15 protein-coding genes are annotated in these 14,706 nt (G+C 70.8%); 6 read left to right on the top strand and 9 right to left on the bottom strand.

The genetic code is table 11. The annotated features are described in order from the left end of the window. Window positions 1-29: 29 nt before the first annotated feature. From ABZ434_RS16005 to ABZ434_RS15990, 4 genes are all read right to left on the bottom strand, one after another. A complete protein-coding gene (locus tag ABZ434_RS16005) occupies window positions 30-194 on the bottom strand; it encodes a hypothetical protein (protein ID WP_359136019.1) in 165 nt (54 codons plus the stop codon). 116 nt (window positions 195-310) lie between these two features. Beyond that, complete coding sequence (locus ABZ434_RS16000; RefSeq protein WP_359136016.1) at window positions 311-904, bottom strand: TetR/AcrR family transcriptional regulator; 594 nt, start codon at window positions 902-904, stop codon at window positions 311-313. Window positions 905-942: 38 nt separating this feature from the next. After that, entirely contained in the window at window positions 943-2,601 is a 1,659-nt protein-coding gene (locus tag ABZ434_RS15995; RefSeq protein WP_359136013.1) for an AMP-binding protein, read from the bottom strand. After that, on the bottom strand, window positions 2,598-3,362 hold the full coding sequence (locus tag ABZ434_RS15990) for an SDR family oxidoreductase (RefSeq protein ID WP_359136010.1): 765 nt from the start codon (window positions 3,360-3,362) through the stop codon (window positions 2,598-2,600). The genes ABZ434_RS15995 and ABZ434_RS15990 overlap by 4 nt, the downstream gene beginning before the upstream one ends. Window positions 3,363-3,547: 185 nt before the next feature. Here ABZ434_RS15990 and ABZ434_RS15985 point away from each other — a divergent pair, with 185 nt between their 5' ends. Then, window positions 3,548-4,825: a DUF1343 domain-containing protein gene (locus ABZ434_RS15985; RefSeq protein ID WP_359136008.1), complete on the top strand. Its 1,278-nt coding sequence runs from the start codon at window positions 3,548-3,550 to the stop codon at window positions 4,823-4,825. 51 nt (window positions 4,826-4,876) lie between these two features. Here ABZ434_RS15985 and ABZ434_RS15980 read toward each other — a convergent pair whose 3' ends face one another. Continuing rightward, entirely contained in the window at window positions 4,877-7,723 is a 2,847-nt protein-coding gene (locus ABZ434_RS15980) for a penicillin acylase family protein (protein WP_359136006.1), read from the bottom strand. Between the two features lie 230 nt (window positions 7,724-7,953). Between ABZ434_RS15980 and ABZ434_RS15975 the strand changes: the two genes are divergently transcribed. Beyond that, complete coding sequence (locus ABZ434_RS15975; protein WP_359136003.1) at window positions 7,954-8,565, top strand: hypothetical protein; 612 nt, start codon at window positions 7,954-7,956, stop codon at window positions 8,563-8,565. 67 nt (window positions 8,566-8,632) lie between these two features. Here the strand turns inward: ABZ434_RS15975 and soxR are convergent, their stop codons facing one another. Beyond that, complete coding sequence (gene soxR / locus ABZ434_RS15970) at window positions 8,633-9,118, bottom strand: redox-sensitive transcriptional activator SoxR (protein WP_359136000.1); 486 nt, start codon at window positions 9,116-9,118, stop codon at window positions 8,633-8,635. A 132-nt stretch (window positions 9,119-9,250) separates the two neighbouring features. On the opposite strand from soxR, the gene ABZ434_RS15965 reads away from it, so the two are divergent. Beyond that, on the top strand, window positions 9,251-9,712 hold the full coding sequence (locus tag ABZ434_RS15965) for a MaoC family dehydratase (RefSeq protein WP_136328192.1): 462 nt from the start codon (window positions 9,251-9,253) through the stop codon (window positions 9,710-9,712). A gap of 78 nt (window positions 9,713-9,790) precedes the next feature. Here ABZ434_RS15965 and ABZ434_RS15960 read toward each other — a convergent pair whose 3' ends face one another. The 3 genes from ABZ434_RS15960 to ABZ434_RS15950 all read right to left on the bottom strand — a co-directional run bounded on the left by ABZ434_RS15960 (window position 9,791) and on the right by ABZ434_RS15950 (window position 12,028). After that, window positions 9,791-10,414 (bottom strand): TetR/AcrR family transcriptional regulator, encoded by a 624-nt coding sequence (locus ABZ434_RS15960; RefSeq protein WP_359135996.1) that lies wholly within the window; start codon window positions 10,412-10,414, stop codon window positions 9,791-9,793. 84 nt (window positions 10,415-10,498) lie between these two features. After that, window positions 10,499-10,789 carry a YiaA/YiaB family inner membrane protein gene (locus ABZ434_RS15955; RefSeq protein WP_359135993.1) on the bottom strand — a complete coding sequence of 97 codons (291 nt, stop codon included), beginning with the start codon at window positions 10,787-10,789 and terminating at the stop codon, window positions 10,499-10,501. A gap of 87 nt (window positions 10,790-10,876) precedes the next feature. Beyond that, window positions 10,877-12,028, bottom strand: coding sequence for an acyl-CoA dehydrogenase family protein (locus ABZ434_RS15950; RefSeq protein WP_359135990.1), 1,152 nt, complete (start codon window positions 12,026-12,028; stop codon window positions 10,877-10,879). Window positions 12,029-12,092: 64 nt separating this feature from the next. Here ABZ434_RS15950 and ABZ434_RS15945 point away from each other — a divergent pair, with 64 nt between their 5' ends. The 3 genes from ABZ434_RS15945 to ppk2 all read left to right on the top strand — a co-directional run bounded on the left by ABZ434_RS15945 (window position 12,093) and on the right by ppk2 (window position 14,692). Next, the gene (locus ABZ434_RS15945; protein ID WP_359135988.1) at window positions 12,093-12,743 is read left to right on the top strand and encodes a TetR/AcrR family transcriptional regulator C-terminal domain-containing protein; all 651 of its coding nucleotides are present in this window, start codon (window positions 12,093-12,095) and stop codon (window positions 12,741-12,743) included. A 67-nt stretch (window positions 12,744-12,810) separates the two neighbouring features. Then, on the top strand, window positions 12,811-13,791 hold the full coding sequence (locus tag ABZ434_RS15940; protein WP_359135985.1) for a DMT family transporter: 981 nt from the start codon (window positions 12,811-12,813) through the stop codon (window positions 13,789-13,791). Further along, entirely contained in the window at window positions 13,757-14,692 is a 936-nt protein-coding gene (gene ppk2, locus ABZ434_RS15935) for a polyphosphate kinase 2 (RefSeq protein WP_359135983.1), read from the top strand. The genes ABZ434_RS15940 and ppk2 overlap by 35 nt, the downstream gene beginning before the upstream one ends. Window positions 14,693-14,706: the final 14 nt, after the last annotated feature.

Below are 14,706 nucleotides of genomic sequence, written 5' to 3'. Positions count from 1 at the left end.
TTCGGGCTCTCGCGCCCGTGTCAGCGGCGTCAGTAGCCGCCGTACGGTACGTGGTCGGCCAGCGCCAGCTCGCGGACGAAGGCCCGCACCCGCAGCAGGCACCGGGCGAGGATCCGGACGGGTACGAGCCGGTGCGGCCCGTAGGCCACGGCCCACAGGGCGGGGACACGCGTCGAAGTCTGGATGTGCGCCATATGTCCAGCTTCACCCCGCCACCGGCTGCGGGCCAGCCGATGGATCCGGCGGCTGCGTCACCGCCGTAGGTGGACGGGGACTCGCCGGCTCCGCCCCTTCGGTCCTCGAGACGCCCCTACGGCCGCAGGGCTCGCAGCAGCAGGTCGGCGAGGTGGTCGGCGACCTCCTGCTGGGTCAGCGGGCCGTCCGGCCGGTACCAGGTCGACAGGTGGTGGACCGAGCCGAAGTGGTAGTCGACGATCAGGTCCGCCGGGGTGGCCGTGGAGAACACCCCGCTGCGCTGGCCCTCCTCCACGAGTGCGCGGAAGCGCTCGTGGTAGCGGCGGCGCTCCACGCGGACCTGCTTGTTCTTCTCGGGGCTCAGGTGGTGCATGGACCGGAAGAAGATCGAGGCGTCGTCGAGGTTCTCGATGGTGGTGACGACCACGTCGGCAGCGGCTTCGCGCAGCCGCTGCTCGACGGGGGCGTCGGCCTCGGCGAAGGCGTCGAGCCGCTCCTGCTGGAGCCGCAGCACCCGTGCGTAGACCTCCTGGAGGAGGTCCTCCTTGGAGCCGAAGTAGTGGTAGAGCGCGCCCTTGGTGACGCCGGCCGCCTCGACGATCTCCTGGACCGACGTGCGGTCGTACCCCTGCTCGGCGAAGAGCCGGGTGGCGGCGGCAAGCAGCCTCTGGGGGACGGGGGTACCGCTCCCGTCCGTCGCCTTGGCCATAGCCGCCACCTTCCTTCCGTGAGTTGCGTGCACCGGTTCTAGCGGGGTGAACGCAGTTCCCGCCTGAGGATCTTCCCACTTGCGGTCTTGGGAAGTTCCGTCAGGATCTCGACTTCACGCGGATACTTGTACGCGGCGAGCCGTTCCTTGCAGTACGCACCCAATTCGCCGGGTTCGACCGAGACGCCGGGCCGCAGACTGACGTAGGCGCGTACCGTCTCGCCGCGGTAGGTGTCCGGGACGCCGACCACGGCGGCCTCACGCACCGCGGGGTGCGTGTACAGGACGTCCTCCACCTCGCGCGGCCATACCTTGAAGCCGGACGCGTTGATCATGTCCTTCTTGCGGTCGACGACGTAGAGCCAGCCCTCGCGGTCCATGAAGCCGATGTCGCCCGTACGCAGCTCACCTTCGGGGAACGCGGCGGCGGTGGCCTCGGGCAGCCGCCAGTAGCCGGAGACGACCTGGGGACCGCGCACCGCGATCTCGCCCTGCTCACCGAAGGGGACCTCCGCCCCGTTCTCGTCGATGATCCGCACGACCGTGTCCGGGCCGGGCACGCCCACCGAGAGGGTGCCGGAGACCGGGTCGACGGGCGCCTCTCGCTCGGGCGGCACGGAGGCGCACGGCGCGGTGCACTCCGTGAGGCCGTAGCCGTTGCGGATGTACGGGCCGAAGCCGGTCCGGAACTTCTCGACGAGTGCGGGGGGCAGCGGTGCGCCGCCGGAGGAGATCACCTCGAAGGACTCGAAGTGCCCGGGCGTGGCACCGGGGGTCGCGGCGAGCGCCATGAAGGCGGTGGACGGGCCGACGGTGTACGCGGGCCGGTGCTCGGCGAAGGCGTCGAGGACGACGCCGGGGTGGAAGCGGTACGCGAGGACCAGGGTGCCCGCGTTGGCGAGGCACGCGGCCAGCTGGCAGACCATGCCGGTGATGTGGAAGAGCGGGGCGAGCACGAAGTAGGCGGCGCCCTCGGCGATGGGGTGGCCGGTGCGCTGGCGCTCCGCGTTGACCATGATGTTGCCGTGGGAGTTCATGGCGCCCTTGGGGGTGCCGCTGGTCCCGGAGGTGTAGCTGATCAGCGCCACGTCGGTGGCCCTCAGCTCCCGGCCGGCCGGGGCCGCGAGACCCTGCCGGGCGACGGTCACCAGGTCGTCGGCGTCGTCGGCGGCCGGCATCCGCTCGAAGTTCAGCACCCGCTCGTCGTTCTTCGTCTGGAGGTCCAGCTCGCAGGCGGTGACGGCGATCCGGACGGACGGGGCGCCGGCCGCGGTGTCGCGCAGATACGCCTCCCAGGCCCGGTCCGAACAGATCAGTGCCGTGACCTCGGCGTCCTTCAGGACGTGGCCGACCTCGGCGGACTTGTACATCGGGTTGAGCGGGACGACCGTCGCCCCGGCCTTCCACGCGCCGAGCAGCGCGAGCACGAACTGCGGGGAGTTCTGCAGCATGATCGCGACCCGCTCACCGCGCTCCAGACCCCGGGCGGCGAGATACCCGGCCACGGAGTCGGAGAGCTCGTCGGTCTCGCGGTAGCTGAGGCGTCCGTCGAAGTAGGCGAGCGCGGGGTGGCCGGGGGCCCTGGCCACGGAGTCACGGAAGGCGTGCACCAGGGTCTCGGCGGGGCTGACCTGGGCCCGCTGCGCCTGGCTGAGCAGGTGCAGCCAGGGCTTGGCCGCGTAGATCGACTCGCTCATGCGCCGACCCCCTCCCACTTCCGCTGAAGGTGGTTCATGTTGCCGAGCCAGTGGTCGGTGTCCTTGGCCCGGGCCTCGTAGTAGCCGGCGACCTCGGGGTGCGGAAGGACCAGGAAGCGGTCGGCGGCCATGGCGTCGAAGAGGGCCTCGGCGACGTCCTCGGGCTCGATCGCGCTGGGGGCGAGGACGAGCTTTCCGGCCGATCCGGCGGCGGTGAGCATGTCCGTGCGCACGCCCTGCGGGCAGATCGCGTGGACCTTCACCCCTCGGTGGCGGTAGGTGAGGGAGAGCCACTCGGCGAAGGCGACCACGCCGTGCTTGGTGACGCTGTACGGCGCCGCGCCGATCATCGTCAGCAGTCCGGCGGCGGAGGCCGTGGAGACGAACCTGCCGCTGCCACGCTCCAGCCAGTCGGGGATCAGCGCCTTCGCCGCGCGGACGTGGGCCATCACGTTGACGTCCCAGGCGGCGGCCCAGACCTCCTCGTCGGCGAAGACGTCGCCGGGCGAGGCGAGGCCGGCATTGGCGCAGTAGACGTCGACGGTGCCGTCCAGGGCGTCCCGGGCGGCGTCGATGATCCCTGACGCGTCACCGGCGACCGCGATGCCGCCGATCTCCTCGGCAAGTGTCCTGATCCGGCCCTCGTCGAGGTCGTTGACGACGACCCGTGCGCCCTCGGCTGCGAATCTGCGGGCCAGGGCGGCTCCGATGCCGCCTCCGGCCCCCGTGACCACTACGCCCGCGCCCTGCACCGTACTCATCGGTCCCGCCTCTCTCAGCCGATTGCACCAGCAGACTAACCAGTCGGTATGTCGTCGGGGAAGGGGGTCGGGGCGAGTCATCCGCCACTGTGTCCACAGCCGTCCCGTCCGGCTCGTTCCCTGCGGCCGTCACGCGCGCTAGCGTGCGTGACCATGACAGACGTCGCGATCATGGAGGTAGCTGAATGAGCCTGTCCAGACGTGGATTGCTGGCCGCCGGCGGTGCGGTGGGCGCGCTCGCGGCGACTGCCGCCTCGGCCGGGCCCGCGGCCGCCCTCCCCTCCCCCGGCAAGGGGCACGGCCATGGACACGGCCGGGTCCGCACCGGCTTCGACCGGCTGGCGGCGGACGGCTACGCGCTGCTGAAGGGGCAGCGGGTCGGCGTCGTCACGAACCCGACCGGCATCACGTCCGACGTCCGGCACATCGTCGATGTGATGCACCCGGACGAGCGCGTGAACCTGACCGCCGTCTTCGGCCCCGAGCACGGTTTCCGCGGCACGGCGCAGGCGGGCGGCTCGGAGGGCCGGTACGACGACCCGGCGACCGGGCTCCCGGTCTACGACACGTACCTGAAGAGCGGTCAGACGCTCGCCGACGTCTTCACCGCGTCCGGCGTGGACACGATCGTCTTCGACATCCAGGACGCGGGCGCCCGCTTCTACACGTACATCTGGACGCTGTACGACTGCATCGAGGCGGCGGCCCTCGCGGGCAAGAAGCTCGTGGTGCTGGACCGGCCGAACCCCGTGACGGGGCGGGCGGCACTCGGACCCGTGCTCGACCCCGCGTTCGGCACCTTCGTGGGGCGACGGGAGATCTCCCAGGCCCACGGCATGACGGTCACGGAGCTGGCGCTGCTGTTCAACGGCGAGTTCCTCGCGGACCGTCCGGCCGAGCTGGAGATCGTGAAGATGTCGGGGTGGTCGCGCTCGGACTTCTTCGACGGGACCGGGCTGCCGTGGGTGCCGCCGAGCCCCAACATGCCGACGCCCGACACCGCGCTCGTCTACTCGGGCACCTGTCTGTTCGAGGGCACGAACCTCTCCGAGGGGCGCGGCACGACCCGGCCGTTCGAGCTGCTCGGCGCGGAGGGAGTCGACCACACCTGGGCGGCGGCGGCGAACGCGCTGGAGCTGCCCGGCGTGGCGTTCCGTGAGGCGTACTTCGCGCCGACGTTCTCCAAGTTCCAGGGCAGGACGGTCGGCGGGGTCCAGGTGCACGTGCAGGACCGCGAGGTCTTCGACCCGGTACGCACCGGGATCGCGCTCCTCGTGACGGCGAAGCAGTCGTGGAGCGGGTTCGCCTGGCGGTCGGACAACTGGATCGACAAGCTGACCGGGAACACCCGCGTCCGCACGATGATCGACGCGGGCGCCGACACGGACGAGGTCGTCGGGGCGTGGGCGCAGGACCTGGCGGCGTTCCGGGCCGTGCGGAAGCGGTACCTGCAGTACCGCTGACAACGGAACGGGCGGGCCCGGGGGTTCGGGCCCGCCCGGTTGGATCACTCCCTACCTGTGGGCGGGGAACTCCACCACCTGCTGGTACGTCGGGCGGTTCTGCCAGTGGATCGCCTTCTGCGCGATCCCGCCCAGTGCCCGGTGGATGATCGAGTCGGTGCACCACTGCTCTCCGGCCTTGCAGCTGTCGTCGGCCGGGTACACCTCCGCCGCCGGCAGCGCCGCCGCCTGCTTCAGCGAGGACAGCAGGGCCGTGCGGCAGCTGCTCAGGTCACCGTTGCCGCAGTAGGACCTGGCCAGCGGGCCCTTGACCGGCTGCCCCAGAACCTGGCGCAGGTCCTTGTCGGCGAAGCCCCACCAGCCGTACTGGAACGCGGAACCGCTGTGCGCGCCGCTCGGCCCGTGGCTGGCCGCAGGGGACTCGTCGGTGGCGAGGTTGGCGGTCAGCGCACCGTACAGGTCGTCGCCCAGCCCGGGCTTGAACTCCGCTTCGATCAGCCGGGGCCACCACGCGTCCATGACGCGTACCGCGTCGGCGTGGGTGTACGCGTGCGAGCCCGGGCTGCTCTCCTTGCGCTGGGCGCCCGACGCCCGCCAGGAATCGAGCTGCTGGACCACCGTGTTCAGTTCCGGGTCGGTGACCGGCTGGGAGCGGATCACCTTGAGCAGTTCGGGGAGCAGTTGCTCGCCGCGCAGATCGGTGAGCGCGGCGTCCGCCATCGCCCGGGTGAGGGAGGCGCGGGTGACGCCGCCCTCCGCCACGAGCTTCGACACCCGGTCGTCCAGCAGGTCGCCCCGGTGCACCGCGCCGAGTCCGAAACCCGCGGAGGCGTACCCCTCGGCCTGCTTGTTGTTCCAGGAGATGTAGTAGTCCTGGCCGCTGGACTGCGGGTGCTCGGCGAAGGGGGTGTAGGCGGCGGTGTTGGCCGCCGGGTCGTAGCCCTGCCACTCGTACGCCTTCTCCGCCCTGATGGGCAGCGCCGGATCGACTCCGGCCGCGCGGACCGGGTTCATGCCGCTGTTGTAGTAGGCGGTGGTCCGGGAGTCGGCGTAGAACCAGTTGAAGGCGTAGTCGATGTTGCTCGCCGCCCGTTGGAAGGAAGCCGCGTCGGTGACGTAGGACGGGTCGTTGAGCATCTGGAAGCCGATGATGGAGTCGGCCTCGTGCCGGTAGGTGGTGCGCAGTGTGGTGTACGCGACGGGCTTGCCGTCCACCGTGGCGCGGTGGGTGACGATGCCGTAGCCGGTGCGCCACGCCTGCATCCGGTAGGAGCCCTTCGCCGTGGAGTCGGCGACGGTGGGCTTCCAGGAGTTGACGCGCTCCAGCTTCTCCATGGCGGTGCAGGCACCGCGGTAGAGGTAGTGCGTGGAGTCCTTGGTGGGCGTGGAGCCGTCGGGTTCGCACAGACCGACGGTGTAGGTGTCGGTGATGTCCTGGCCTGCCGAGGTGGCGCTCCAGGCGTAGTCCTGGCCGCGGCCCATCTGGATGTACATGCCGACACCGGCGAAGGAGACGCCGCGGGCGCTGATACCGGGGCCCTGGAGCTCCTGGAGCATCATCAGCTGCGGGGCGAAGTAGCCCGTCTGCGGGCCGAACACGGCGACCGGGTTGCCACTCGCGGTGTGCTTGCCGGACACCAGAAGGGCGTTGGACATGCCGCGCCTCTGTGCGCCGGATCCCGAGCCGGGGAGCGATCCCTCCGGGATGACCCCGTCGTCATAGATCCCCTGGGCCTTCTTGAGCGCGGCCGGTGCCTTGACGGGTGTCTTCGCGTCCGTGCCCGCGGAGCCGGTGCGGTCGTGGATCAGCGGCTCGGTGGTGACGGAGCCCGGATCGGGCATCGCCGTCCCCACGGCCTTGTCGGGCTTGTTCGCGTACGGGAAGGAGGTGCCGTCATGGACGGTCAGCACGGCCTCGGGGTCGTTGCGCTGGCGGAAGGACTCCCAGACCTTGGTCCCTTCGGCGACGCCGTACTTCTGCTGGGCCGACAGCAGGGACAGCGCCGCCTGCACCTCACCGCCGCCCCCGCCGCCGAACTGGCCGCCGACGACCGTGGCGATCGAGATCAGGTCGGTGAGTTTGAACGGCTGGATCTCGCCTATGTTGGTGATGGCGTCGATCTTGCCGGTGAGGACGTACTCACCGGGGAAGTACCGGCCCTTCTTCGACTTCTCCCGGTAGGAGTTGATGCCGTCCACGTAGGCCTGGGCGTCCGCCATCGCCTGTTCGCCGCGGGAACCCTCATGGGTCCTGATGTAGTCGACCTGGGCCTCCAGATCGGCCTCGGTGTACGGGGCCTGTGGCCAGAACTGCTGCTCCAGGCCCTGGTTGGCCAGTGCGCCGCCGGCGAACGAGGTCAGTTCACCGCGTCCGATGTGGCGGAAGAGGTCCATCAGCCAGAGCCGGTCCTGACCGGCCGCGAAGCCGGCGCCGAACTCGGTGCCGTAGCGGGTGGTGCCCTTGATGTGCGGGACGCCCGAGACCTTGTCGCGGGTGATGGTGACGTCGTCGCGCGGCGAGGTGACGGACTCGACCTGGTCCTTCGCGACGCCGAAGGAGGCGTCGTTGAAGAAGTCGTTCAGCTTCTGGTCCGTGAGGCCCGTATGCCCGGCCACCAGGCCGTCGTAGCGGTCGAGTTGGTCGTCACTGTGCGCGGGGTGGGTGCCGAACGCCTTGTTGCCGAGGATCTCGACGAGGGTGGCGTTGCCGTTCTCGCCGGGCGGCAGGATGTCGTCGCACTGCCCCTGGCAGTGGTCGACGACGGGGACGGGGTCCGCCTCGGCGGCGCCCGCATGGGGCGCGGAGGCCAGCAGGGACGAGCCGAGGGCGAGAACGGCCGCGACGGTGGCGGCTCGTGTTCTGCCGGTGGGTAGGGACATGCGGGTGCGTGGGGGCATGCGTGCTCCTCGGAGAGGCCGGTCCGCCGGAGGTTACCGACGGTATGACCCATGGGTAAGGTGAACATCGGTCACCTTTTCCGAATCGCCACATCCCGGCACATGACGAGTCGTCATCTCAGTCCGTGGACGGAACGGTCTTTGGATGGAGCCGATCCGGGCAGGCGTACGTCCACTCACTGACGCCGAAGTACGGGCGACGGAGTACGAGCGACGGAGGTGGCGGCGCCATGGCTGGTTTCCGGAGTCTTGCGAGACAGGTCCGCGATCCGCGGAGTGATCTGGCACTGCGGCGGTACTCGCTGCGCAAATGCCTGGAACGCTTCGCACCGTACGGTCACCGGGCGACCTGGGCCCATCTGTGCGCCCGGCACGGGATGGGCCCCGAGGACCGGGCACCCGACCCGGCGCGGCTGATGCGCGCGCTGGACGAACTGGAGAAGGCGCGGGCGGTCTGGCTCGGATACGAGGCGGGGTTCGCCGAGCGCCGCAAGCGGGAGAAACACGAGGGGCTGCGCCGGCCGGCCGCCTTCGACGACTGGCACCGGTGCACCTGGGGCGGGAACGGCGTCGCACGGTGCGAGGACCCGGCGGTCCACCCGGCGGCACCCCTCGCGGACGTACTGAGCAGACTGATCTCGGCCCTGGAGTCGGAGCCGGGCAGCGGTTGCCCGGTGTGCGCACAGGCACGCATCGTGTGGCGGCAGGACCTGGACATCGAACCGGGGGCCGGCCCGGTCTGCACGGGCTGCGGCATCGTCGTACCGCAGCCCGTGCTCACCCCGGACGCACTGGCGAAGGCCAGGCGGACCCGGCTCGGCGACCTGGCGACGATCGCCTGAGGAACGGAGCGGCCCGCCCGGCGCACGGAGCCCGCCGGACGGGCATCCGGCGCGCCCGGACGGACGGTCAGCGCTCTCCCGCGGACCCGCTCGCGGCCCGGCGCTCCGGCATCAGGCGCGAACCGCTCATCCGGTCACCGGAGACGTCGTCCGGGTTGGAGAGCACACACGTGTCCAGCGACAGACAGCCGCAGCCGATGCAGTCGGTGAGATGGTCGCGCAGCCTGGCCAGCTGCCGGATCCGCTCGTCCAGCTCCGAGCGCCACGCAGCGGAGAGCCGGGCCCAGTCGTCCCGGTTCGGCGTGCGTTCCTCCGGGAGCTCGGCCAGGGCCTCACGGATGGTGGCCAGCGGAATGCCGACACGCTGCGCCGCCCGGACGAAGGCGACCCGGCGCAGCGCGTCCCTGGTGTAGCGGCGCTGGTTGCCGCTGGTACGACTGCTGCTGATCAGGCCCTTGGCCTCGTAGAAGTGCAGCGCCGAGACCGCGGCGCCGCTGCGCGCGGAGAGCTGGCCGACCGTGAGTGCATGGAGTGTCTGTGGGATCTGGGGCACTCATCGAACCCTACGTGGCCCGCACCCGGCCGGTCCGTCGTTGACAGGAACGCACCCGCCGACCATGCTGAGCAAGCGCTTAGACAGCGCCGGTACGGGATGGTCGAGAGCGGGAAGGCAGGGACCAGGGACATGGCAGAGCCGAGGATCTTCACGTCCGCGCAGGAGCTGCGCGACGGCGTGGGCGAGCAGCTGGGACACAGTGACTGGCTGGAGGTCGACCAGAAGCGGATCGACCTCTTCGCCGAGGCCACCGGGGACCACCAGTGGATCCACGTGGACCCGGAGCGCGCCGCGGCCGGACCGTTCGGCACGACGATCGCGCACGGCTACCTCACCCTCTCGCTGCTGCCGGCACTCGTACCGCAGGTCATGCGGGTCGAGAACACGAAGATGGGCATCAACTACGGGACCAACAAGGTCCGCTTCCCCTCCACCGTGCCCGTGGGCTCCCGGCTGCGGGCCACGGCGGTCCTGAAGAGCGTCGAGGAGGCGGGCGGCGGCGTGCAGGTCACCGCGGTCGTCACGGTCGAGCGCGAGGGCGGCGAGAAGCCTGCATGCGTCGCCGAATCGGTGTCGCGCTTCTACTTCTGAGTCGCACGAGGGCGTCGGCTCCGGTCCCCGCAGGGGCAGGAGCCGACGCCCTTCGCCGCGTTCGGAACGCGGGGGGTGTCAGCGCTGGGCCGCGACCATCCGCAGCACGAGTCCGGCGTACAGCTCGCCCACCTCGTCCGGCGTGCGGCTGCCCTGCGCGTTGAACCAGCGGGCCACGTCGATGCAGAGCGAGAGCACGGCGAGCGCGGTGCCCGGCACGTCGGGTACGTCGAACTCCCCCGCCGCCACACCTTCGCCGATGATCCGGCGCACCGCCGCGTCGCTCCTGCGGCGCAGTTCGATGATCTCGGTGCGGTGCTCCTCGGCGAGCGCGTCGAGCTCGTACTGGACCACGCGTGCGGTGGTGTGCCGCTCGGCGTGCCAGCGGACGAAGGCCCGCACCGCGCCGGCGAGCCGCTCGGTGGCCGTGCCCTCGCCGTCGGCAGCAGACTCCAGCAGGGTCAGGGCCCGGTCGTGCCCGATCCGGCTGATCCGGTGGAGCAGCTCTTCCTTCGTCTTGTAGTGGATGTAGAGCGCCGCGGGGCTCATTCCGGCACGGCCGGCGATGTCGCGCGTGGTGGTCGCGTGGTACCCGCGCTCGGCGAAGGCGTCGACGGCCGCGACGAGGAGCCGCCGGGCGGCCTCGGGCGTCACTTCGGCCCACGGCGTGTTCTCGCCGTCGGTCTCCTCCGCCGTGCTCATCGTCGGTCGCCCCTCTCAGTCAGCAGGACGAACACCATACCCCGATCCTGAGCAAGCGCTTAGAGGGTCCGGCGGGTGAGATCGTCAGAGCTTCTGGAAGGGGTCGTGCTCGGCGAGGATCTTCTCCAGCCGGGCCTGGTCGACCCGGCTGACGATCCGGCCCGCCTCCTGGCGGTCCCGGATGACCTTGGCCAGGGTGAAGGCGGACGTCACGAGGTACAGCACGCCGATGGCGAGAAAGGCACGCACCCACCCGTCGGCGTCGAGGAAGTAGATCCCCAGGGCCACCGCCCCCAGCGCGATCCCGAAGGACGCGACGGCCTGGCCGTAGAAGGCGGCGGTGTTCTGCTGCTTGACCGATGTCGTCTCACTCATGCCGCCAGCATCGGGCGGTGCGGCGCACCCCGCATCCGTCCGCGTACTCAGACCGGTACTCAGACGCCCGTTCGACCCAGGCGGGACTCAGAAGGCGGAGACCCCCGTCAGGGCGCGGCCGATGATGAGCTTCTGGATCTGGCTGGTGCCCTCGTAGAGCGTCATCACCCGGGCGTCGCGCAGCAGCTTGCCGACCGGGTACTCGTCGATGTAGCCGTAGCCGCCGAAGACCTGGACGGCGTTGTTCGCGGCACGGACGGCGGCCTCGGAGGCGAAGAGCTTCGCCTGCGAGGCGGCGGTCGCGAAGCTCCGGCCGCGGTCGATCAGGTCGGCCACCCTCCAGGTCAGCAGGCGGGCGGCGTCGACGTCCACGGCGATGTCGCTGATGAGCTCCTGGACGAGCTGGTAACTCGCTATGGACTTGCCGAACTGCTCGCGCTCCCCCGCGTATCCCACGGCTGCATCCAGGGCCGCCTGGGCGATGCCGACGCAGCCGGCGGCGACGGACATCCGCCCCTTCGCCAGCGCGGACATGGCGATGGAGAAGCCCTTGCCCTCGGGGCCCATGAGGGCACCGGCGGGCACGCGGACGTCCTCCAGGACCAGCTCGGCGGTCGCCTGGCCGCGCAGACCGAGCTTGCCGTGAATGGTGCGCCGGGTGAGGCCGGGGGTGTCGGTGGGAACCAGGAAAGCCGATATCCCCTTGTGGCCCGGGGTCTCGTTGGTGCGGGCGAAGAGCAGCACCACATCGGCCCAGGTGCCGTTGGTGATGAACATCTTGCTGCCGTTGATGACGTAGTCACCGCCGTCCCGCACGGCCCGCGTCGTCAGGCTCCCGGCATCCGATCCCGTGCCCGGTTCGGTGAGGCCGAAGCAGCCGACGGCGTCACCGGAGGTCAGCCGGGGCAGCCACAGCCGCTTCTGGTCCTCGTCGCCCCACGCGGCGACCGTCTTGGCCACCAGTCCCAGCGAGACCGAGACGATGCCGCGGACCGAGGAGTCCCCGCGACCGAGCTCCTCGGTCACCAGGCAGTAGGCCAGGTGGTCGCCGCCCGAGCCGCCGTACTCCTCAGGGACCGTCAGCCCGAGGAAGCCGAGGGAGCCCAGCTTCCTCACGATCGATTTGTCGACGTTCTCCGCCCGGTCCCACTCGACGGCGTACGGGGCGACGTCGCGGGCCACGAAGTCCTTGGCGAGCTGCCGGACAGCTTCCTGCTCCTCGCTGAGCTCCAGGTTCATCCTTCGACTCTCCACTTTAATTAGCACTGCTAGTTTTAGGGGCGCAGGGCCTACTATGTGCCGCATGGCCCGCCCGCGCAAGCCCCTCCTCAGCAGAGACCGCATCGTCGAGACGGCGAGCGCCCTCGTGGACGCCGAGGGGCTCGACGCGGTCTCGACCCGCCGCCTCGCGGCCGAGCTCGGGGTCAGCGGGCCGTCGCTGTACAACCACTTCCGCAACAAGGACGAGATCCTGGACGCGGTCGCCGACTCGGTCTCCGCCCAGGTCGATCTGTCGATGTTCGACGAATCCGACACCCGCGACTGGCGGGCCGCTCTGCACGACTGGGCCGTCTCCTACCGTGCGGCGCTCACCGCGCACCCGCACATCGTCCCGGTGCTCGCCCAGGGCCCCGGCCGCCGGCCGGCAGGTCTGCGGGTCGCCGACGCGGCGTTCGGCGCCATGGTCCGCGCGGGCTGGCCGCCCGCCCAGGCCACGTACATCGGCGCCCTGATGCGCTACTTCATCACCGGATCCGCCCTCGGCTCGTTCGCCCGGGGCTTCGTGGACGACGAGACGGCGTACGACCCCGCCGACTATCCGCACCTGGGCCAGGCACATCTGCTGGCCGAGCGCCGCCAGCAGGTCGACGAGGGCGCCTTCGAGACGGGCCTGAGGGCACTCATCGACGGACTCGCCCTGCAGTACGTGCCTCCCGCGCCGCAGTTGCGGTAGCCCGCCGCACCGGCGGTCCGCCACTATTCGGTGGGCACCGAACCGTCCGGGCTCTACGGTCAGGTCCATGACGACGCTCCCCTCCTCCGCCGCACCCCCGTCACACCGTGACCGGCGGGCCACGGCCGCCGCCTGCACCACCGTGGTGCTGTGGGCCTCCGCCTTCGTCTCCATCCGCAGCGCGGGCGAGGCCTACTCCCCCGGAGCGCTGGCCCTCGGGCGGCTGCTGGCCGGCTCCCTGGCGCTCGGCACCCTCCTGCTCGTACGGCGGGAAGGCCTGCCGTCGCGGGCCGCCTGGCCGGGGATCCTCTGGTCCGGGCTGCTGTGGTTCGGCCTGTACATGGTGGTGCTCAACTGGGGTGAGCAGCAGGTGGACGCGGGGACGGCCGCGATGGTCGTGAACATCGGGCCCCTGCTGATCGCCCTGCTCGGCGCCCGGCTGCTCGGCGAGGGACTGCCGCGCCGGCTGCTGCTGGGCATGGCCGTGTCCTTCGCGGGTGCCGCGGTGGTGGGCCTCTCCATGTCGGGCGACGGAAGGTCCTCCGTGCTGGGCGTGCTGCTGTGCCTGCTGGCCGCGGTGGCGTACGCGGGCGGAGTCGTCGGCCAGAAGCCGGCGCTCCGGCACGGCTCGGCGCTCCAGATCACCACGTTCGGCTGCCTGGTGGGCACCGTGGCGTGCCTGCCGTTCACCGGCGCACTGATCTCCGACGCGGCCGACGCCCCGGTGTCGGCCACCCTGAACATGGTCTACCTGGGACTCTTCCCCACCGCGCTGGCCTTCACCACCTGGGCCTACGCGCTCGCCCGCACCACGGCGGGGCGGATGGGTGCCACCACGTACGCGGTGCCCGCGCTCGTGGTGCTGATGTCGTGGCTGCTTCTGGACGAGGTACCGGCACTGCTCACCGTCGCCGGTGGGCTGCTCTGCCTGGCCGGGGTGGCGGTCTCCCGGATGCGTCCGCAGACTGGTGCGACGCGGAAGAATCCCGCCTTGCCGGTGGAAGGACCCCCTCATGACGCGGAGCGCCAAGCAGCGGACCGGCCCTAGGAAGGCCAAGGGAGCCGCCGAGCCGACGGGGCGGGTGGCGCCGGGCCGGGCGCGTGACGCCTGGCGCGAGGACTATCCGTACACCTCCAAGCTCGGCCGCAAGGCGTACGACCGGTCCAAGCGAGCCCTGCAGATAGAGCTGCTCAAGCTCCAGCACTGGATCAAGGAGCACGACGAGCGGCTCGTCATCCTCTTCGAGGGCCGTGACGCCGCCGGCAAGGGTGGCACCATCAAACGGTTCACGGAGCATCTGAACCCGCGTGGTGCGCGGGTGGTGGCGCTGGAGAAGCCCACCGGACGCGAGCGCACCCAGTGGTACTTCCAGCGGTACGTGGCACATCTGCCGGCCGCCGGGGAGATCGTGATGTTCGACCGGTCCTGGTACAACCGGGCCGGTGTGGAGCGGGTGATGGGGTTCTGCTCGATGCCCGAGTACCTGGAATTCATGCACCAGACCCCTGGGTTCGAGCGGATGCTGGCCCGTGACGGCATCCATCTGGTGAAGTTCTGGTTCTCCGTCTCGCGCGACGAGCAGCGCAACCGGTTCATGAGCCGCCAGACCGATCCGGTGCGGCAGTGGAAGCTGAGCCCGGTCGACCTCGCGTCGCTCGACAAGTGGGACGCGTACACCGAGGCCAAGGAGCTGATGCTCTTCCACACGGACACGGCGGACGCCCCGTGGACAGTGGTGAAGAGCAACGACAAGAAGCGGGCCAGGCTGGAGGCCATCCGCCATGTCCTGCACCGCTTCGACTACCCCGACAAGGACGCGACGGTGGCCGGGGAGCCGGACCCGCTGATCGTGGGCCCGGCCTCCCGGCTCTTCGAGCAGGGCGAGAGCGAGGCCCGGCTGCTCACCGCGGGGCTGCGGGAGGACGGCCAAGGGCGGGGCAGCCCTTAGGGCCCGTCGTCGCA

The sequence above is a fragment of the Streptomyces sp. NPDC005761 genome (assembly GCF_040630635.1).
In the GTDB taxonomy this organism is placed as follows: domain Bacteria; phylum Actinomycetota; class Actinomycetes; order Streptomycetales; family Streptomycetaceae; genus Streptomyces.
The sequence above is the reverse complement of the archived record's forward strand: the minus strand, read 5'-3'. Positions and strand labels throughout refer to the sequence as shown.